A 20,526-nucleotide genomic window follows, 5' to 3' on the forward strand; every position below is an offset into this window, starting at 1 on the left:
CTTTTTACGACTTTATATCTGAATGGGATTTTTGCTGAGATTATTTTCGAAGAACGCACTTTTTGTCTTCTTTATATTCCTGCAAATTATTGCTCTGGTTCTGATATTCTCTAAAAATGCCATGCAGAAATCCTGGATTGCGGGTCAGTCGGCTGCGCTGAATTCATGGGTTTCCGGATATATTGATGAAGGAGTTTCTTACCTTAAATTAAAGCAGACCAATGAAGATCTTGTTGCTCAAAACAAAGCTTTGATGGTTGAGCTTTATGGAAAGCAAGGTGCGGCAAATCCTAAATTTCGAAAAGTTCATGATACTTTAGGAGGCGGACAAATATATACATTCGTAGATGGGGAGATCGTTTTCAACAGTATTAACAGAAGAAATAATTATTTTACAATAAACAGAGGTAGAAGAGATGGTGTATTTCCGCAAATGGGCGTTATGGCTCCGAAAGGTATTGCAGGAATCGTAATCAATTCTACAGATAGTTATGCGTTGGTTCAGTCGGTTTTAAGTGTAAACAGAATCAGAATCAATGCAGCTCTTAAAAATTCGGGATATTTCGGAACCTTAACTTGGAACGGAGATAATTCGAGAGTGATGCACTTAGCAGATATTCCTAAATATGTTGCGTTGAAAATTGGCGATACTGTTGTTACAGACGGGAAGTCAGCTATTTTCCCTAAAGGTGTTCAGATTGGTACAATTGCGGGTTATTCCGTAGATAATAAAACAGGATTCTGGGATATTTCGGTTGAATTAAGTGAAAAAATGGGAGCTTTAAGTAAAGTTTATGTTGTTAAAAATCTTAAAAAAGCTGAAGTTCAAAAAATCCAGGATACAATGCAGGCTGTAATAAAAAAGGAAAATGATTAGCAGGACTTTATTTACGGACATTTTGATCATGATTTTCTTGGTTGCATTACAAATTTTTGTATTGAACAGGATTACCATTTTAGGTAAGTTCACTCCGGTGCTTTATCCTGTGTTTGTCATGTTTTATCCTTTTTTTAGAAATAAATTTCAGTTTTTAGCTTTAAGTTTTCTGATCGGCTTATCGGTTGACGCGTTCCTCTATTCATGGGGAATCAATGCATTTGCAACAACTTTGATCGCCTATTTCAGGACCTTGATTTTCAGAACATCTACAGATACTTCTACAGATTTTTTCTCTTTTCAATCCCTTCAATGGGCGCAGTTTTTGCTGTTTTTGTTTTCAAGTATCTTTTTACATCAGCTTTTAGTACAATATATAGAGTTCTTTAAGTTTAGTAGATTTTTTGAAATATTAATTAATGTATTGGTAACTAGTGTAATTTCATTTATATTTATAGTTATTTACGCATTAATATTTAAAATCAAACAAAAAGTTTGAACACACGTTATTTAAAAATTTTTTCCGTTCTCCTGGTCATCGCATCAATTTTTGTTGCGAGACTTGCTTATTTACAGCTTTTCACAGACCGTTATGCGCTGAACGCCGCAAATACTTCCATTAAAATCGAATATGTCATTCCGCAAAGAGGAGTGGTTTTCGATAGGAATGGTAAAATTATGGTAGGTAACCAGCCTGCCTACGAAATTTCTTTTACTCAGGCTTTGATGCGACCTGATTTTGATACTTTAGCATTCTGTAACCTGATGAAAATCAATAAAAATGATTTTATCAGAACAATTAACAATATTAAAAAAGAGAAATATTATTCTAAGCTGACTCCGATGACTTTCATCAAAAATCTCAGCCGCGAAGATATTGCCAGAGTTCAGGAAATTATATTTAAATATCCTGCATTCAGCATTGTTTCAAGACCTCAGCGTCAATATGAAGTTTCAACTTCAGGAAACCTTTTGGGCTATACAAGTGAGGTAAATGAAAGGGAAATTAAAAAAGATTCAACGTATTATCTGCCTGGAGATTTCATCGGAAAAACGGGAATTGAAAAAGCTTACGAAAAAGAACTTCGTGGAGTAAAAGGAATGAAATACATCCAAAAAGATATCAAACTCCGAAATGTAGGTTCTTACAAAAACGGAACTTTAGATAAAGATGTTATTACTGGAAAAGATATTACCTTAACCATCGATTATGATCTTCAGAGAATGGCTGAAGAAATGATGGTGAATAAGCATGGTGCCATTGTGGCTTTAGACCCGAATAACGGAGAGGTTTTAGTCGCTGCAACCGGACCGGATATTGATCCGAATCTTTTCACCGGACCAAATAAGTCTAAAAATTTATACGCTTTATCAAAAGATACTATTTACGAAAATAAACCAACTTTCGACCGTTCTTTACAGGCGGCTTATCCTCCCGGATCGACTTTTAAATTGCTTACGGCTTTGTCCGCAATGCAAATGGGCGTGATGGATGAAAATACGGTTTTCCCTTGTGGTGGTGGATTTAATTACAGAGGGTTGAGAATTAAAGGTCACGGTGGAGCAGATCCATTGATTCCGGCGATTCAGGTTTCGAGTAACTGTTATTTTTCTTATGCTTATTTGGCAATCGTTAATAAATATCCCGGAAATCCTTCAAAAGGTGTTGATGAATGGAAAGCGATCATGAGTAGCTTTGGGGTAGGAGAATTTTTAAATAATGACTTCGCCGTTGGTGCAAGAGGTAGAATTCCTTCAGGTGAATTTTATGAAAAAAGAATGAAGGGTATTTATAAAGCCAGTGGTTCAAAAAAAGATCCTAAAAATTGGGATCCATTGGCTACAGGAGCGGTTTTTAATGGAATGGGACAGGGTGATGTCATGGTTACACCTCTTCAACTGGCAAATTATGTCGGAGCAATAGCTAATAAAGGATGGTATTATACTCCTCATATAGTAAAAGCTATCGACGGAAAACCAAATCCGGATAAAAGATTTAAAGTAAAACATAAAACCTTAGTAGATCCAAAACATTTTGAACCTGTATTAAAAGGTATGGAAGCCGTGGTTTTAAGAGGTACAGCGCACAGTTTAAAGTCAAATGATTTTACTATGTTGGCAAAAACAGGTACGGCACAGGTTCCTCAAGGAAAAGATAACTCGATCTTTGTATTGATTGCGCCTGCTGATAAACCGAAAATTGTTGTTGTTGCTGTAATGGAGCATGCCGGATTTGGTGCAACTTGGGCAGGTCCTGCTTCTACTGTAATTGCCGAAAAATATATTACAGGAGATCTTAAGCGTGAAAATCTTTACAAAAAAATGACTGGCGCGAGCTTTATGCCTGAATATAAAAGACAATGGATCGCAGATCTGAAACGTAAAGGACTTTATAAAGATCCGTCCTTAGATTCTGTAAAACAAAAAAGAATTCTGGATAGTCTTAATTTTATTAAAGAGCAAAAAGCAAAATTGCAGAAACAGATAGATATCGAAACTAAAAATAATAAAAACACAAAATCTGTAAAACAATGAAGTGGGCAGAAGGAATAGATAAGTTAGGTCTTGGCTTGTATTTCTTGCTTTGCCTTTTTGCAATTGCAAATATCTACAGTGTTGATCAGAAATTGGGAGAAAAACAATTGGTTTTCTTCTGTATATCCTTGTTTGTGGGGTTGATAATTTTCGTGGGAAGAAGCAAATTCTTCGAAAATATGTCGGGAATTATTTACATTGGCGGTGTTTTACTTTTGGTCGGGCTTTTCCCTTTTGGTAAGGAAATTCTCGGACAGAAAAACTGGTACAAGTTCGGAAGTTTTACGATGCAGCCGGTAGAATTTGCAAAAATCGGAACAGCTTTGATGCTTTCCAATTATGTTTCCGGTCCTGAATTTAATTTGAAAAACAGAAAATCTCTTCTTACAACACTGGCAATTATAGGAATTCCTGCGGCTGTCGTTTTGGCAATTCCTGATGTGGGGTCTATGTTGGTTTTTATTGCATTTTTCATAGCTTTATATCGTGAAGGAATGAGCGGAACGTTATTCGGAATCGGCTTTCTTTTTGCGGGAGTTTTCCTTGTTTCATTAGCAATAAATCCTATGTATGTTGCAGGTGCAATCGTCCTGATTATCGGAGGTTGGATTGCGATGAACTATTACAAAATGTCCTGGAATGTTATTTCGATATCAAGTATAGTAGGTTCGGTGGTTATTTTATGCGGATTGGCATTCGGGTCGCCTTATATTTTAGAAAAATTGCCAAAGCACCAGAGAGAAAGAATTGAGGTTCTTTTTAAAGGTGAAAAAGCATTCAGAGATACTTCGGGTTACAACTTATTATATTCAAAAACGGCAATCGGTTCTGGCGGACTTTTAGGAAAAGGGTATCGCGAAGGTTCAGTTACACAGGGGAAATTCGTTCCTGAGCAGGAAACCGATTATATTTTCTGTACAGTGGGTGAAGAATGGGGTTTTGTTGGAAGTGCCGTTTTAATTCTTGCCTATATGGTTTTCATCGGAAGAATTTATTATCTTGCAGAACAGCAGAAATCTGGTTTTAATCGCGTTTTCGGATATTGTTTTGCTTCGATTCTTTTGATGCACTTTACAATAAATTTAGGAATGGTTATGGGGCTTTTCCCTACGGTTGGTATTCCTTTGCCGTATTTTAGTTATGGAGGAAGTTCGTTGCTTGCCTTTTCAATCATGACCTTTATTTTCTTTAAATTAAATTATTCAGATAAAAATAGTTTAGTTTAAAAGCTTCAAATTAAAATCTGCATAATCTTCGCGAAACATAAATCATCATAAAATCTATGAAACAATCATACTTCTCAGACGAAAATTTCGAGAACACAGATTTCGGGCAGCAACCTTTGGAGAAAGGAGAATATGAAAATTGTACATTCAGAAATTGTAATTTTGAGTATTCTAATCTTTCTGGATTTAATTTTAATGATTGTGAATTTATAGGTTGTAATTTAAGTATGGCTAAACTTGTTTCAGCAGCTTTTCGAGACGTTATTTTTAAAGAGTGTAAAATGTTTGGCTTACAGTTTAATGAATGCAACGAATTTGGTCTGTCATTTAAATTTGAAAACTGTTTGTTGAATAATTCTATTTTTTATAAAACATCCATCAAGAAAACGATATTTAAAAACTCAAAATTAACAGAAGTCGATTTTTCAGAATGTGATCTTTCTAATGCGGTCTTTAGTGGAAGTGATTTGTCCGGTACGGTTTTCGATCGTACAAACCTCGAAAAAGTAGATTTCAGGACTGCGTTCAATTATTCGATTAATCCTTCTTTAAATAAGCTTAAAAAGGCTAAATTCTCACTTTCCGAAGTTCATGGTCTTCTTCGTAAATTCGATATTGAGATTGATAAGAACTCTTAGTTTTAAAAGTTTAATATGAGACAAATAAAAAAAGCCATCAAAAATTTTGATGGCTTCATTATTTAAATCAATTATTTAAAATTAAAAACTTGTTCCGTTTGATACAGGAGTTGTTGTAGCAAGGTTGTTATAAGCTTCTCCATTTTCGTTGATCACTCTTTTTCCGAATCTGTATTTAGGTCCCCAATAAGAGTCATTAAGCGAAGAAATCATTACACCTTTCGACGTGGCTGCATGAATGAATTTTACTTCACCTTCTTCAGTTACACTTTCTACAATTCCTACGTGAGAAATTCTTCTTCCATGAGAAAAGAAAATCAAATCTCCTTTCTGAAGGTTTTCTTTTTCGATTCTTTCTCCTCCTTCTTCAGACTGAGAAGCTGCTACTCTTGGTAAGCTAAGACCCGCTGCAGCACCGAACACTGAAAGAACAAAAGCTGAACAGTCGATCCCGTTTCTTGTCATTCCTCCATATCTGTAAGGAGTTCCAAGATAAGTTTCTGCTTCAGTAAGAATTCCGTCGATAGTTTTATTATGTCTGATTGACTTTGCAATCTCAGAATTTTTGATTGAATTTTTTGCATTTACTAAAGTAGCTGCCTTTTCAGCAAGAAATGAGTTGATTAATTTCTGCTTATCCTGCTCCATTTTGTTTGTTTCAAGTGAAGCTAGTTTGGCATCTGTTTTGTATTCTTTAGCATAAGTTGCTGGTTTTGAAACTACGTAGTTTGTAACACACGATTGTAACGATACTGTAGACACAAAAGCAACTAAATAAAACAAAACTCTTTTCTTCATATATATTTGATTATCGTGTTAAATAGGATAGTATATTTTTCAAAAGCATTACAAAAATATAGAATCCGAATAAAAGAGCCCCGATATGATAATTGTCAGGTTCTTTATTTAACATATTTTAACATATTATTCATGTATGTTAAAAAAAAACAAACCGCAGCCCCCTATTTTAGGCGAGTGTGCGGTTTTTTTTATTAAGATTCTTTAACATAATTATTATAGATTATTCCTATCAAAGGATTGTTTTAAATTTTTGCTAAAGAAAATGAGTTGTAAATTTTGTTAATAAAATGATGATAATGAGTCTATTTAAGCAGTTTAACTCTAATATTCTGCCCATCTCTTATTTCTTCTGATGCATTCTTAACAATTACATCATTCGTAGAAATATTCCCAATGATTGTTGTGACTTCACCATTGGCAATTTCTGCCGTTATAGGAATCCAATGTGCAATATTTTTTTCAACTTTAATAACGAATATTCCCAAAGTAGAATTTAACACTGCAGTAGAAGGCACGGACAATGATTTATTATTTTCGCTTAATGGTAAAATCACATTCGCAACCATTCCCGGCAACAATCTTTTGTCTTTGTTGTAAACATCCATTTCTACCCATTGAGAACGTAATTTGCTATCCAAAGCTCCTGCAAATCTCGCCACTTTTGCCGTAAAAGTTTCTCCAGGAATAGATTGAATAGAGAATTTTATATCTCCGTTTTTGTTCAATAATCCTGTGTAAGATTCCGGAACATTTACCACCAAACGCAGTCTGTCCTGCTGAACCAAACTGAACATTGGCAAATCCGAACCTTTTCCTGAAGGTCCGACATAAGCTCCTGCACTCACATTTCTCATTGCAATATTTCCACTAAACGGTGCTCTGATCTGTAAATAATTTTTAACATCAGCAACTTCACGATAAGACGCTTTTGCAGCTTCCAATTGTGCTAAATCAGATCTTTGTGCCGCTAAAGCCTGCTCCAGATCAAGAGCCGAAATCGTTCCCGGCGTTTTGCTGGTTTCTTTTAACCGGTCATATTTTGCTTTGCTCGCAATGTACAATGCCTCTTTTGATTTTAAAGCTGATGAAGCCGCACTTTGCTGAGAATTGATTTCAGGAGCTTCCAGTGTTGCCAGTAATTGCCCCGCTTTTACTTCATTTCCGACATCTACATAAAGTTTTTTGACAAAACTGCTCACTTTTGCATATACATCAACTTTTTGATAGGGTTGTAATTCTCCCGGAATTGCTGTTGATGATGAAAAATCTGCTTGAGAAGGACTCACTGCTTCTATGTCTGGTGAAGATGGTTCTGCTGATTTTTTTGCTTCCTTTTTTTCCTCGTGTCCGCAACTTTGTAAGCTGAAAACCAGTATTGTCGGAATTAAATATTTATATAATCGATTCATATTTTATCATTAATAGTTTAGGTTATTTATTTTACAATTTCAGGCATAAAGTGAATGCTTTCCTCATCTTCAGGATCAAGAGAAACACTTTGAGTCGTCGCTTTTCCTTGTCCCCACGCAAACGCAAGCGGAAGAATGAAAAGGGCTGCAAAAGTAGAAGCAACCAAACCTCCTATCACGGCTCTTCCCAACGGTGAAACCTGATCGCCGGCTTCTCCCAATCCGAGTGCCATCGGAATCATTCCCACAACCATAGCCAAAGCGGTCATTACAATCGGTCTCAACCTCAGCGCTGCAGCTTCTCTTGCAGAAAGTAAGGCGTTTCCGTTGTGTTTTCTTAATTGTTCTGCGTTGGTAATTAATAATACGGCATTCGAAATCGAAACTCCGACCGACATGATGATTCCCATGTAAGATTGCAGGTTAAGTGTTGATCCTGTGATGATTAATAAAGCTAATGATCCAACCAAAACCGCAGGCGCTGTTGCCAATACAACGGCAGAAACTTTAAAAGACTGGAAATTGGCAGCTAACATTAGGAAAATCACTACAATCGCAATAATCAAACTGCTTTGTAAACTGCTTAACGTCTCATTTAAAGTCTGACTTAAACCAATCATTTGAATATTTAAACCTCTTGGAAGTTCGCCGATATTATCAATTACTTTTTGTACGTCTCTTGAAGCGGTTCCCAAATCGGTATGATTAAGATTTGCGGTCACTGTCAAAGTTGGCATTGCTCCCAAGTTGTCGGTTTCTCCGTAAGTGAAGCTATTTTTGATGGTTGCGACATCGCCCAAATTCGGTCTGTTTGAATTTTTCTGCAACGGAATTTCGGCAATTTCTTCTTTGCTGTTCATTTTATTTTCAGGAATCTGAACCTGAACGTTGTAGCTGTAACCTCCTTTTTCATCCGTCCAGATATTTTTTTCTGTAAATCTTGATGATGAAGTTGAAGCCACCAACGAACGCGAAACATCCGACATATCAACTCCCAATTGAGCAGCACGAACACGATCGACATTAATATCCAATGCAGGATATTTGATAGATTGACCAATCTGAACGTCTCTCAAATAAGGAATCTTCTTTAGTTCTTCCACTATTTTTTTAGCATAAGCTTCATTCACACTTTTATCTCTTCCCGATAATCTCACTTCAATTGGAGTCGGAGAACCTTGACTAAGAATTTTTTCCGTTAATTCAATCGGCTCGAAAGATAATTTCATATCAGGATTAATGCTTTTCGCTTTCTCTCTGATTTTATCTTTTAAATCATCCATATTGGTATGATAATCTTCATTTAAACCAACCTGTAAAACGGTTTCGTGAGAACCCGCCATCCAAAGGTAAATCGGACTTACCGAGAAAAGCGTCGGATGCGTTCCTATATAGGCGGATGTGATGGAAACATTGTCTTTTCCGACAATTTCTTTAATTCCGTCTAATAATTTTAAAGTTTGAAGTTCATTCTTTTCAATTCTTGTTCCGTCCGGAATTCGCGTTCTTACCTGAAACTGATTTCCGTTCACTTGTGGTAAAACGTCTCGTCCAATAGAATTTAAAAACAAAGCAACCATTCCCATCATCAATAAAATATAAGCTGAAACTACTATTTTTCGATACGGCATGATTCGGTCTAAAAACTTCAGATAACGGAATCTTATTTTTTCAAATAAACTTACTTTTCCGTCGCGGTTGCTGTCTTCGTTTTTAAGCAAAATTTCTTTCTGACTCCATGTATCATTTTCATCACTCAATCCTGCTGCTTTTAATTCTTCAGAATCTGTTAAAGTATGCCCGTCCTTTGCTTTGTGATGTTTTACTTTCATGATCCAGTTTGCCATTACCGGAACGAAAGTCTGCGCAAGGAAATAAGAAACAATCATACTGAAACCAATTGCCAAAGCCAACGGTAAGAACAATGATCCCGGAATACCTCCCATTGTAAAAGCAGGTGCAAAAACTGCTAGAATACAAAACAGAATCAATAATTTAGGAAAGGCGATTTCTTTACAGGCATCCCAGACGGCGAGAGATTTGGGTTTTCCCATATCCAAATGCTGGTGAATATTTTCTATGGTAACGGTACTTTCGTCGACGAGAATCCCGATGGCGAGAGCAAGTCCACTCAATGTCATGATATTGATGGTCTGTCCGAAAAGATTTAAAAATAAAACTGCAGAAATAATGGAAGTCGGAATCGTGAGAATTACAATCAACGCTCCTCTGATATCGCCGAGAAATAGAATTACCATCAATCCGGTGAGAATGGCTCCGATTGTTCCTTCGCTTAATAAACTTTTAACTGAATTAATTACATAAGTTGACTGATCAAATTCAAAACTTACTTTCACATCGTCCGGAAGATTGGATTGAATCTGCGGTAATTGTTTTTTCAAATTCTGAACTACGTCCCAAGTTGAGGCATCGGCACTTTTAGCAATACTCAAATAAACCGAACGACGACCGTTGACCAAAGCATATCCGGAAGTCATATCCGCTCCGTCGGTCACTGTTGCAACATCTCTCAAATAAAGATTCTGAACACTGCCTTTAAACAAAGGAATATTTTCGAAATCTTTTACATTTTTAATCATCGTATTGGTCGGAGTGATGTAATATTTATCTCCAATTCTTACGTTTCCGGAAGGTGCAGTTTGGTTGTTCAAACGTAAAGCTTCCACGAGCTGATCGGGTGTCATATTATGTTGACGGAGTAAATCCGGATTGGCATTAATAACGACCGTACGAATATTTCCCCCAAAAGGCGGAGATGAAACGATCCCCGGAATCGATGTAAAAGTCGAACGTACATACACATTCGCGAGGTCGAGCAATTCATTGTTGGATCTTTTATCACTGCTTAAAACCAATTGTCCGACCGGAAGGGTAGAGGCATCAAAACGAATGATAAAAGGAGGGTTGGAACCTGGTGGAAATGCAGCCTGAATTCTGGTTGAAAACGAGTTCAGTTCTGCGGCGGCTTGTGCCATGTTGGTTCCGGGATAGAAATTAATTTTCATTAAAGTCAGTCCCTGAATATTTTTGGTTTCAATACTTTTAATTCCGTTTACGAAAAGGAAAATATTGATGTATTGTTTGGCAAAAAATGCTTCCATCTGTTGCGGTGTATATCCGCTGTAGGGGTGAGAAACATAGATTACCGGTAAATCCAGTTTTGGGAAAATATCGACTTTAATAGAGTTCATAGACCGTATTCCGAAGAAAAACAGCCCTGCAACAAGTACTAAAATCGTAATGGGTTTTCTTAATGCAAATCTTATTAAGTTCATTGAGATAATGTTGATTATAGTTTATACTAATCTTACAATTCGTTTTCAAAAACAGTGAAATCACCTGTTGCTGCAGCTTTCAACAATAAAGCATTCCAAACATTGCTGATCGCGATGTCTCTGTCCGTTTCGGCTCTTACCAACGCATAAATTGCTTGGGATAAATCCACCAAATCCGTCAAACCATTTTTATATAAAACCGATCGTTGAATGTAAGCGTCATTGGCAGATTTCAGCTGAATCGGAACTTGATCGTACACCGTAATAGCATTTTTCCATTTGTTTTCGGATAAATCCAATTGAGCTTTTAATTGTTGTTCAGCCAAATCATATTCGTGTTTTAAACCTTGACTTACATAATCCTGAGCACTGATTTCTTTTGATAATCGATAAGTTTGAGTGAAATTCCACGAAACGCCAAGTCCAAGCAAATAATTGCTTCTTGTTGGATGAATTCCATCCCAGTAAGACGTTGAAAAATCACTTTGGTTTTGAGCATAACCATTTCCAAATCCGGAACCTCTCGTCTGGAAAACTCCAACCATCGAAAAGGATGGATAATATTGTGTTTTCAGAAACTGTTTTTCCTGTTCGCTTACATTGATTCTGCTTTTATATAAAGCTAATAAAGGATGATTTTCCAAAGAAGAATTGGCTTCGATCGGAAAATCGGTCGGAATTCTTTTTAATAAAGTACTGTCCAACACAAATTCCTGAGATGGAATTCCCAACAACTGAGCCAGTTTGTTTTCCTGTTCCTGTTCGTTGTCTTTTGATTTGGTGTACGTGATCATTGCATTGGCGTAATCGGCTTTTGCAAGGGATAAATCAACTCCGGGAACGATTCCGTTTTTTTCTTTTACCTCGACAATTCTTCTGATGGTATCGGTTCTTACGAGATTTCTGGCGTAGGAAAGTTTTAATTTTTTAGCCGCTAAAACATTAAGATAAGCTGCAGCAACTTTCACTTTATGCTGGAAAATTTCATCCGACAAATCTTTGGTATCTCTCAGATTTTTGAATTCAGCAACTTTTACCCTTTGTTTGGCCTTTCCGAAAGAGAAAAATTCCCAGTTGACATTAGCTAAATATAGAGCTCCGAAAGAAGCATTCCAATTCTGATCGGGAAGAGGAAGTCCTGAAGAAGCCACACCGTAACCGCCGAAACCGTACAAAGGACCGTTTTGTCCGTTCACTGTTCCGTAATCCTGTTGCAGACTGATATTGAGGTTGGGCAGATATTGCCGTTTTGCCAGTTCTATCGATTCCTGTGACGATAATCGGTAAGATTCTTTGGCTTTAATAGATCCGTAATTTTGAACAGCAGTTTCCAGCGCAGATTGTAGCGTGAGAACTTCCTGTGCTTTCGCTGTGTTGACAAAAAAAATGGATGATAAGGCGAGAATAAAAATTCTTGAAAGCATCTAACGTATTTTTCTTTTTTCAAAGTAAAAAATACATTTTGAAGCAAATTTGAAGTTGAAAATAATAATGTAATTTGCTTTTAATCAGCAAAATTTACCATTTGTTCAACGCTTTCGAATTCTAAATTATTTTCAGTTAAAATTTTATCGGAAATTGACGGTTCGTGAACCTCAGCTTTATCAAAATAGATGGTAATACTGTGCCATCCATCAACAAAATCATAATGAACAGAAAATTCGTTCACCTCGCAGATTTGTTTCACTATTGAAAGTCCAAGTCCTATACTTTCGTTCGATTGATTGCTTTTTTTGAATCTTTTAAACAATTCATTCGTCGGAACATCGGGCGGTAATCCCGTGTTGCTGATCTGGAAATAGTTTTTGTTTAAATTAATTTCTATTTTTCCGCCTTCCAGATTGTGTCTAATCGCGTTTGAAAGTAGATTGCTCAGCAAAATTTCTGCTAAAGTCGGGTGAATTTTAACAAAAACATTCTTTTCGCAACTTCTATTTAAAGTAATATTTTTTAAAGCTAAATGATCGGAATACATGCATAAAGCTTCCTTTTCAACGGTGCAGAATTTCAATTCTTTATTGGTTAAAAATTCGTTGTTATTTAATTTAGTTAAAAGAATTAATGAACGATTGATTCGGCTTAATTTATCAATGGAATTTTGAATGTCTGTCAATAAAATTGCTTGATTTTCATTGATTTCCGTTTCTGCCAACAATTCAATCTTACTTTGAATTATTGCTAAAGGAGTTTGAACTTCATGGGAAGCATTTTCGGAAAATTCTTTGACAGAAGCATAATCTTCCAGTGCTTTATCAGTCATTTTCTTCAGAAATTCATTCAATTTTTCGAATTCTTTTGTGCTTGTTGGTAAAAGCTGTAATTTTTCCTTTTTCTGAATGCTGAAATTTTGAAGCCCGTCGATCGCATGGTTAAAGGGTTTTAATATGAATTTAGATAAAATCCTTGCCGTAATAAAAACAATGGCTGTGATTAATAATAATTTCCAGAAAAGAGCGATCAGCATTCCGCCCATAATTTCTTTCGTAGCAGTAATATATGTATAAGATGAAATTTTGTAAATTTTGTTGTCGACGTTTGCAAAAGAATTGATCTGAATTTTACATTCGTTTTTGGAAATACCATTATCTTCAAGACAGGTGTGAATAATTTCCGGTTCTGCAGGAAGATTTTTTCCATTTAAAACATTAATGGAAATAGGAAGACCCTGCGTAGAACTTGCCGGAGTTTCGCCTTTTTTTATCTGATTAATAACGTAATTGTTGACGTTTTTAAGTCTTTCAATTTCCACATTATCCAGCCTTTTTTTGATGCTTGTGTACGAAATATACATGCTCACAGGCGTTACCAGCAAGACAATGGCGATAAACCAGACTGATATTTTATTCAATAAATTCATGAAGCATTATATTTTAATGCATTAAACTTGTAGCCCAATCCGTAGATCGTTTCGATGTAGTCGTTTCCCTGTGCAGCGCCGATTTTTTTTCTGAGATTTTTTACGTGCTGATAAACAAAATCAAAATTAGCTAAATTATCGGTATAATCACCCCAAAGATGGTTTGCAATAGATTGTTTCGATAATACGCGGTTTTTATTGACGAGAAAATAAAGCAATAATTCAAATTCTTTTTGAGTAACTTCCAGTCTTGTTTCGTGGATCACAACTTCGAAAGTATCCGTATTTAAAATAATTTCATTGAACTTCACTTCGCTGTATCCGTCCATTTTTTTCCTTCTGTAAACAGCTCTTAATCTGGCGTGTAATTCCGGTAAATGGAAAGGTTTTGTAATGTAATCGTCGGCTCCTTTTTCCAGCCCGTTGATTTTGTCATCTAAGGCATTTTTAGCAGAAATAATAAGAATTCCGCTGTTGATTTTTTCGGTTTTAATGTAATTTAAAATATTCAATCCGTTTCCGTCGGGCAACATAATATCCAGTAAGATACAATCGTAAGAATTGAACGTCAGACGTTCCAGCGCTTCATTATAATTGTAAGCACATTCACAGATATAGTTTTCGCCTTCAAGGTAAAATTCCATACTTTGAGCGAGTTCTTTGTTGTCTTCTATGATCAGGATTTTCATAATTGGGGCAAAATTATAATTAAATTTTGTATGAATCTTGAAGTTGTGGAAGTCTTTGTCTATTAGTGTTTTAAATTAAAAGTAAAAATGCTGATATATCTATTTAGTTTCTTTAAATAGAACGTCTTTTTTTTCAATATAGAAATTGCATAGAACGAATTTTTCTTTCGGAGGAGGAAGTAAAAGCCCAATATTTATAATTTCTTTTTTGGGATCCTTTGGTATTCCGTAAAATAAATATGTATCATTACTATATAAAAGTTTGGCTTTAGGATATTTCTTAGCAACATCAACATTATGTTTTTCTATATTTATTATATCATCGGCTTGTTGATGATCAGATATTATTACAAACAAACCATAAAAACATGAGATGAATAAAAATCTTTTTTTACTAACATTTCCAATATTATAAACTAAACCAAATAAAACACCTACAGATATAATAAATAAATTTTGAAAGATTAAATGAGCCATTGGATTGTCCGCAGGAAATATTGTTAGAGTTAAAAAAAATAAAGTACAAATAGAAGATGTAATAATAGAAATTGTACGAAGAATTTGAGATGTAAATAAATATGTTATAATTCCAATCGATATAGCCAATAAAAAAATAATGCTTTTTATCAGAATGCTAATACCGTCTATTAATACTTGAGAGAAAGAAAAGTATTGAAGAAGAGAAGGAGAATAAAAACATAAAGTAATAAATTGTTTTACTCCCCCTAGAAATGAGGCCATTAAAAGTAAAAATGATGCATAATCTTTTATGAGATTAATCGTTTTGTCCATGTTGAGTTTTTCTAAAATTTTTTTCATTTTGATATTGATTTTATACAAAATTGCAATTTTAATGTATTAAAAATTCACAACAATACGGTTTCCAGTATTGCTCTTAAACAAAACAAAAAACTCCCCGATAAAATCGAGGAGTTTCACTAATATGGAACTTTACAAAATGTTACTTTGTAAATAACATTTCTCTGTATTTCGTCAATGGCCAAAGTTCATCATCAACCATCATTTCCAGATCATCAGAAGCATCTCTGATAGCGTCAAATAATGGGATTACTTTGGTGCAGTAGTCTTCTGCCTGCGTCTGACTTTCTGTTACTGCTTTTGCAGCTTCTCTCGCTTTAATTAATTCTTCAACGCCTAATTTAATGATAGAAACATTCTCAGAAATATTAGTAATCAAACTCATTTGCTCTTTCGCTAATGTTTTGAATTCTTTATCTCCGAAGATTTCTTTAAGACCTTTTACGTTTTCGATCAATCTGTTCTGATACTTTAATGCAGAAGGAATAATGTGGTTTCTTGCGATGTCACTTAAAACTCTTGCTTCAATATCAATTACAGTAGAATATTTCTCTAGTTTGATTTCATTTCTGGCTTCAACTTCTCTGTGATTGAAAATTCCCATCTCTTCGTAAAGGTCAACGAATTTTTGATCCATTTCCTGCTTAAGAGCTTCAGGAGTAGTTTTTAAGTTATTTAAACCTCTTTTTTCAGCTTCTAAAGCCCAATCTTCAGAGTATCCGTCACCTTCAAACATAATGTTTTTACACTGCTTGATGTATTCTCTCAACACATTGAAGATCGCTTCGTCTTTCTTAAGACCAGTTTCAATTAAAGCATCAACTTCTTTTTTGAAATCGTTTAATTGTTTTGCAGCGATTGTATTCATTACCGTCATAGATTCTGCGCAGTTTGCAGAAGAACCTACCGCTCTGATCTCGAATTTATTTCCTGTAAATGCAAATGGGGAAGTTCTGTTTCTGTCAGTGTTATCCAACAAGATTTCAGGAATTTTCCCAACTACATTTAATTTTAAATCTGTTTTTTCGTCCGGAGAAAGTTTCCCTTCTGTTACTTTTTCAAGCTCTTCCAACACTCTGAACAATTGGCTTCCGATAAATACAGAAATAATCGCAGGTGGAGCTTCGTTTGCGCCCAATCTGTGATCGTTGCTTGCAGAAGCTATACTTGCTCTTAAAAGGTCAGCATATTCGTGAACAGCTTTAATTGTATTAACGAAGAACGTTAAGAATTGTAAGTTTTTCTTCGGATTTTTCCCCGGGCTTAAAAGGTTTTCACCTGTATCAGTTGCCAAAGACCAGTTGTTGTGTTTTCCGCTTCCGTTTACTCCTGCGAATGGTTTTTCGTGGAATAAAATGTGGAAATGGTGTCTGTGAGCAATTCTCGCCATTACGTCCATCAACAAAGAGTTGTGATCAACGGCAACGTTTACTTCTTCAAACATTGGAGCTAGCTCGAATTGGTTTGGAGCAACTTCATTGTGTCTTGTTGTTACAGGAATACCCAATTTCATACATTCGATTTCCAACTCTTTCATGAAGTTCATTACTCTTGTAGGAATTGAACCGAAATAGTGATCATCCAATTGCTGTCCTTTTGCCGGAGAATGTCCTAATAAAGTTTTACCTGTTAAAACCAAGTCAGGACGAGATTGATACAATGCTGAATCAACCAGGAAGTATTCTTGTTCCCAACCTAAAGTTGGAGTTACTTTTGTTACGTTTTTGTCAAAATACTGCATTACGTTTGTTGCAGCTTCATCTACAGCGTTCAAAGCTCTTAAAAGAGGTGCTTTATAATCTAAAGTTTCTCCTGTATAAGAGATGAAAATCGAAGGAATACATAATGTAGTTCCCATGATGAATGCCGGAGATGTAGGATCCCAAGCTGTATAACCTCTCGCTTCGAAAGTGTTTCTGATACCACCGTTCGGGAAAGAAGATGCATCCGGTTCCTGCTGAATCAATAAGTTTCCGCTGAATCTTTCGATCGCTCTACCTCCTTCGATTGGCGTGAAGAAAGAATCGTGCTTTTCTGCAGTTGTACCTGTCAAAGGCTGAAACCAGTGAGTATAGTGAGTTACTCCTTTGCTCATTGCCCAGTCTTTCATCGCTACAGCTACCTGATCTGCAATGTGTCTCTGGATCTTAGTTCCTTTTTTCATTGCATCCAAAATAGATTGGAAAGCTTCTTTAGTTAAATATTCTCTCATTGTTTCTTCCGAGAAAACATTTTGACAGAACAATTCTGATAATTTTACAGGAACTTCAACCGAGTTATCTCTTCTAAAGTCCTTAAATGGTAAAGTTTCTAACGCTTTGAATCTTAAAGTTGACATATAGGTTAATTTTTACGGGGCAAATTTACGAAAAAAATGAATTGAAAATATTTTTACCCTAAAAATTTAAGGGGTAATTTGAAAATTAACTAAAATTTAAATGGGTATTTAACTTTTTTGGAGCTATATATTTAATATGCATATAGTTTTTTTTGATTAATCAAAAGGTAAGTCGATGAAAACAATAAAAAAAATGACCCTAATATATAAGGAAGAAGTAAAAATTAAAAAAGAACATATTTAAATGTTGTTTCTAATATGAAGAAAACTTATTCTAAATTTCTTTTTAAATATTAGCATAAATAGTAATTTTAAAACGATTTAAATATTAATTATTTGGTTTTTAGATGTTTAAATCATTAAAAATATTTTTCGTAACTTAGCAGACTTTTTATAAAAATTTTAATATATGACAAATTCTAGAGCAAGAGAAACTACCGAGGCAATTGAAAGACTATACATATCTATGAGACACCTGTTTTATAGAGGTTTTTTCAAGCCAGGCGGAGTTTCGGGAGAAAGCATTAGAAGTTTGTTGAAGACGATCAATCCGGAAATTTACGGTACCATGAGTATTCCAAGCAAGCTGGAACTTGATGGTTTGATGTATGTTTTAGACAGACTTCCAGAAGGTATTGAAGAATGTGCCTTTATTCATCTTACATCAGACGAAGGTTTTGATAAGGGAAGTTTTGAGCCGATCGTTCCTAAAAAAAGAAGAAGAAACTGTTATAGAATCGACGAACACCAAATGAACATTGAAGTTCTTTTAGGACGTTCTGAAATTTATGATATTCTTACTCACCTTACATTTTTATTTATAGAAGCCGATAAAATCAGAAATCTGGCTTTCATCCAAGATGAGAACTGGAAACCAACACGTGCTTTTAAAATTATCGAAGAAGTAGTAAAAGGTGAGAAAAAATTCAGCCGAAAAGAAAAAGAAGTGGCTTTGATTCATTTGTCTTCTTTAATAGGAAGAACTTTTGAGGAAACATTGAATGCCTACAATACTTTCGGAGATGATAGCAATCCTGATCGTTTATTTAAAATCATCTATAACTTGGCAAAAGTGAGTCTGGAAGATGCGAAACAGACAAGGGAAAGAGAAATTCATTTCAGTGCCATATTAAAGGAAAGAGTAGGGCATCATTATTTTGGTGAAAAATGGGCAAACAAAGTGAAAGAAGTTTTATTTGAAAACAATCTTCACATGAGACCGCTTCATATTATTTCAGCCAATATGCATTCTGTGAAAAATATGCTGTATGCAAATGATGCGCTAAAGAAAAAAGATCCGAAAGAAGTTGATTACAAATTATACGGAGATATTTCTGATAAAAAAGAACTTCGCGACAAGGTTTCGAAATATGCCCTAGAAGAAGGGTTGATTTATATTAATGATAAGAGCGGAAGTAACATCGATGTTCAGATCATTGATTTAAGCAAAACCAATCTTAAAAATACACCTTTTGCACATTTGAAATATGACGGAGACGATGTGATCATGGTCTTTGATTATGCTTTCGGTGAACAGGCTTTCGAGGTAATGGATGAATTGCTAAGACCTTTCGAACAAAAAGGAGAAGTTTATATGATGAAAGTAAAATCTGTTTCTATCATGGGTAAAGCCGGGATTCTTGCAGGAGGAAAAGGAGATATTATGATTCCGACTTCTCATATTTTTGAAGGAACTGCGGATAACTATCCTTTTGAAAATGCTTTAAAATTAGAAGATTTTCATGATGATGAATTGAAGGCTTTCGAAGGACCGATGATTACTGTTTTAGGAACTTCGCTTCAAAATAGAGATATTCTTTCTTATTTTATGAATACTTCATGGAAAGCAATTGGGCTGGAAATGGAGGGAGCTCATTATCAAAAAGCAATTCAGGTGGCGTCTAAAATCAGACACCATATTTCACCGGACTTATTTGTAATGTATGCTTATTACGCTTCGGATAATCCTCTGGAAACGGGAAGTACACTTTCTTCAGGAGGTTTAGGATTGACGGGTGTAAAACCAACATATCTTATTACTTTAAGAATCTTAGAAAAGATTTTACAAAGCGGAAAGAAAGAAATTTCTACAAAAAAATAATTTGAGATTAAAAAATCATTTTATCAAGATGCTATTTTGTTTTGGTGAAAATAAAAAAGCCCCTTAATGGGGCTTTTTATTTATTCGGTAGGACAATTATCTTTAATTTTTTTTAAAAACTTTTTTGCTAATTTTGCAAAGTCTTGACTTACATCATAATCATGGTATCTTGCATTGTAAGAATTGTCTTTTAGCCATCTATATTCTGTGATTACAGACGGTAATGCTGTTTCAACTAATGTTTCCGTGATTTTATGCTTTGTTTCACTTTTAAGATTCATTGCTCTTGCAAATTCATCCAAAGTGCTACATTGGGTACCATTGTATTGATTAGGAAGTGCGTAGTGTTGTATAAATTTTATTGCAGAATAAAATGTTGTTGTGATGCACCAATCGAAAAATTCACCTTCATCATATAGTTTGTGTGATAATTTTTCATTTCTTTCAGCATGTAATCTTTTACTCACCACTTCCTGAAATTTTTAAATAACCATCAATAAATAATTCATCTTCATTTATATTGTTATTTGAGATAAAACTAATATGCATATTCGAATTAGTCTCTTCTTTAAATTTTTTTTCTATTTTGAAGACATTATTATAGAATTTATTAATAAAATCTTCATTAACAGTATTTTCAGGTAAAGTAACAACAATAAACTTGAATCTGAATGGGTCTACATATGCGCCACCAACTTCATATCCATCTTTTCGAATATCATTAACAAATTTTGTTGAATATAAAAACATTTGAGTTGAATCTCTTAATAGCTTTTGCCTAATATGCTCTACAACTTCATCCCGTCCATTTTTTTCGCCTCTGTTAAAAGCTTCGATAACGTCATCTATATGATAATATCCATCCAGTGGTACTTTACTGGATTTCTCTTCAATATCAGAAATATATTTTAATAAATCTGTTGAAATTGCTTGTGACATA

At 34.8% G+C, this 20,526-nt stretch carries 16 protein-coding genes; 6 read left to right on the forward strand and 10 right to left on the reverse strand.

Annotated elements, in window-relative coordinates; genetic code table 11:
• Positions 1 to 22: 22 nt before the first annotated feature.
• The 5 genes from mreC to ABD940_RS10995 are packed head-to-tail and all read left to right on the forward strand — an operon-like array spanning position 23 to position 5,276.
• Positions 23 to 877 (forward strand): rod shape-determining protein MreC, encoded by an 855-nt coding sequence (mreC, locus tag ABD940_RS10975; RefSeq protein ID WP_345203570.1) that lies wholly within the window; start codon positions 23 to 25, stop codon positions 875 to 877.
• Positions 870 to 1,376: a rod shape-determining protein MreD gene (locus ABD940_RS10980; protein WP_345203572.1), complete on the forward strand. Its 507-nt coding sequence runs from the start codon at positions 870 to 872 to the stop codon at positions 1,374 to 1,376. The genes mreC and ABD940_RS10980 overlap by 8 nt, the downstream gene beginning before the upstream one ends.
• Positions 1,373 to 3,412, forward strand: coding sequence for a peptidoglycan D,D-transpeptidase FtsI family protein (locus ABD940_RS10985; protein WP_345203575.1), 2,040 nt, complete (start codon positions 1,373 to 1,375; stop codon positions 3,410 to 3,412). Before ABD940_RS10980 ends, ABD940_RS10985 begins: the two co-directional genes overlap by 4 nt.
• A complete protein-coding gene (rodA, locus tag ABD940_RS10990) occupies positions 3,409 to 4,638 on the forward strand; it encodes a rod shape-determining protein RodA (RefSeq protein ID WP_345203580.1) in 1,230 nt (409 codons plus the stop codon). Before ABD940_RS10985 ends, rodA begins: the two co-directional genes overlap by 4 nt.
• A gap of 56 nt (positions 4,639 to 4,694) precedes the next feature.
• Entirely contained in the window at positions 4,695 to 5,276 is a 582-nt protein-coding gene (locus ABD940_RS10995; protein WP_345203583.1) for a pentapeptide repeat-containing protein, read from the forward strand.
• A gap of 81 nt (positions 5,277 to 5,357) precedes the next feature.
• Here ABD940_RS10995 and ABD940_RS11000 read toward each other — a convergent pair whose 3' ends face one another.
• From ABD940_RS11000 to ABD940_RS11035, 8 genes are all read right to left on the reverse strand, one after another.
• Entirely contained in the window at positions 5,358 to 6,074 is a 717-nt protein-coding gene (locus tag ABD940_RS11000; protein ID WP_345203585.1) for a C40 family peptidase, read from the reverse strand.
• Positions 6,075 to 6,379: 305 nt separating this feature from the next.
• A complete protein-coding gene (locus ABD940_RS11005; RefSeq protein ID WP_345203587.1) occupies positions 6,380 to 7,486 on the reverse strand; it encodes an efflux RND transporter periplasmic adaptor subunit in 1,107 nt (368 codons plus the stop codon).
• Between the two features lie 26 nt (positions 7,487 to 7,512).
• Positions 7,513 to 10,782: an efflux RND transporter permease subunit gene (locus tag ABD940_RS11010; RefSeq protein WP_345203589.1), complete on the reverse strand. Its 3,270-nt coding sequence runs from the start codon at positions 10,780 to 10,782 to the stop codon at positions 7,513 to 7,515.
• A gap of 32 nt (positions 10,783 to 10,814) precedes the next feature.
• A complete protein-coding gene (locus ABD940_RS11015; protein ID WP_345203591.1) occupies positions 10,815 to 12,206 on the reverse strand; it encodes a TolC family protein in 1,392 nt (463 codons plus the stop codon).
• 80 nt (positions 12,207 to 12,286) lie between these two features.
• Positions 12,287 to 13,639, reverse strand: coding sequence for a sensor histidine kinase (locus ABD940_RS11020; RefSeq protein WP_345203593.1), 1,353 nt, complete (start codon positions 13,637 to 13,639; stop codon positions 12,287 to 12,289).
• Positions 13,636 to 14,328: a response regulator transcription factor gene (locus ABD940_RS11025; protein ID WP_345203595.1), complete on the reverse strand. Its 693-nt coding sequence runs from the start codon at positions 14,326 to 14,328 to the stop codon at positions 13,636 to 13,638. The genes ABD940_RS11020 and ABD940_RS11025 overlap by 4 nt, the downstream gene beginning before the upstream one ends.
• 99 nt (positions 14,329 to 14,427) lie before the next feature.
• Complete coding sequence (locus ABD940_RS11030) at positions 14,428 to 15,147, reverse strand: hypothetical protein (protein ID WP_345203597.1); 720 nt, start codon at positions 15,145 to 15,147, stop codon at positions 14,428 to 14,430.
• Positions 15,148 to 15,289: 142 nt separating this feature from the next.
• Entirely contained in the window at positions 15,290 to 17,485 is a 2,196-nt protein-coding gene (locus tag ABD940_RS11035; RefSeq protein WP_345203599.1) for a glutamine synthetase III family protein, read from the reverse strand.
• Positions 17,486 to 17,894: 409 nt separating this feature from the next.
• Here ABD940_RS11035 and ABD940_RS11040 point away from each other — a divergent pair, with 409 nt between their 5' ends.
• Positions 17,895 to 19,586 carry a DUF6909 family protein gene (locus tag ABD940_RS11040; RefSeq protein WP_345203601.1) on the forward strand — a complete coding sequence of 564 codons (1,692 nt, stop codon included), beginning with the start codon at positions 17,895 to 17,897 and terminating at the stop codon, positions 19,584 to 19,586.
• 80 nt (positions 19,587 to 19,666) lie between these two features.
• Here the strand turns inward: ABD940_RS11040 and ABD940_RS11045 are convergent, their stop codons facing one another.
• The gene (locus ABD940_RS11045) at positions 19,667 to 20,053 is read right to left on the reverse strand and encodes a hypothetical protein (RefSeq protein WP_345203603.1); all 387 of its coding nucleotides are present in this window, start codon (positions 20,051 to 20,053) and stop codon (positions 19,667 to 19,669) included.
• Positions 20,046 to 20,525, reverse strand: a complete 480-nt coding sequence (locus ABD940_RS11050) for a hypothetical protein (protein WP_345203606.1) — start codon at positions 20,523 to 20,525, stop codon at positions 20,046 to 20,048. The genes ABD940_RS11045 and ABD940_RS11050 overlap by 8 nt, the downstream gene beginning before the upstream one ends.
• Position 20,526: the final 1 nt, after the last annotated feature.

It is taken from the genome of Chryseobacterium ginsengisoli, from assembly GCF_039542325.1.
GTDB classification, from domain to species: domain Bacteria; phylum Bacteroidota; class Bacteroidia; order Flavobacteriales; family Weeksellaceae; genus Chryseobacterium; species Chryseobacterium ginsengisoli.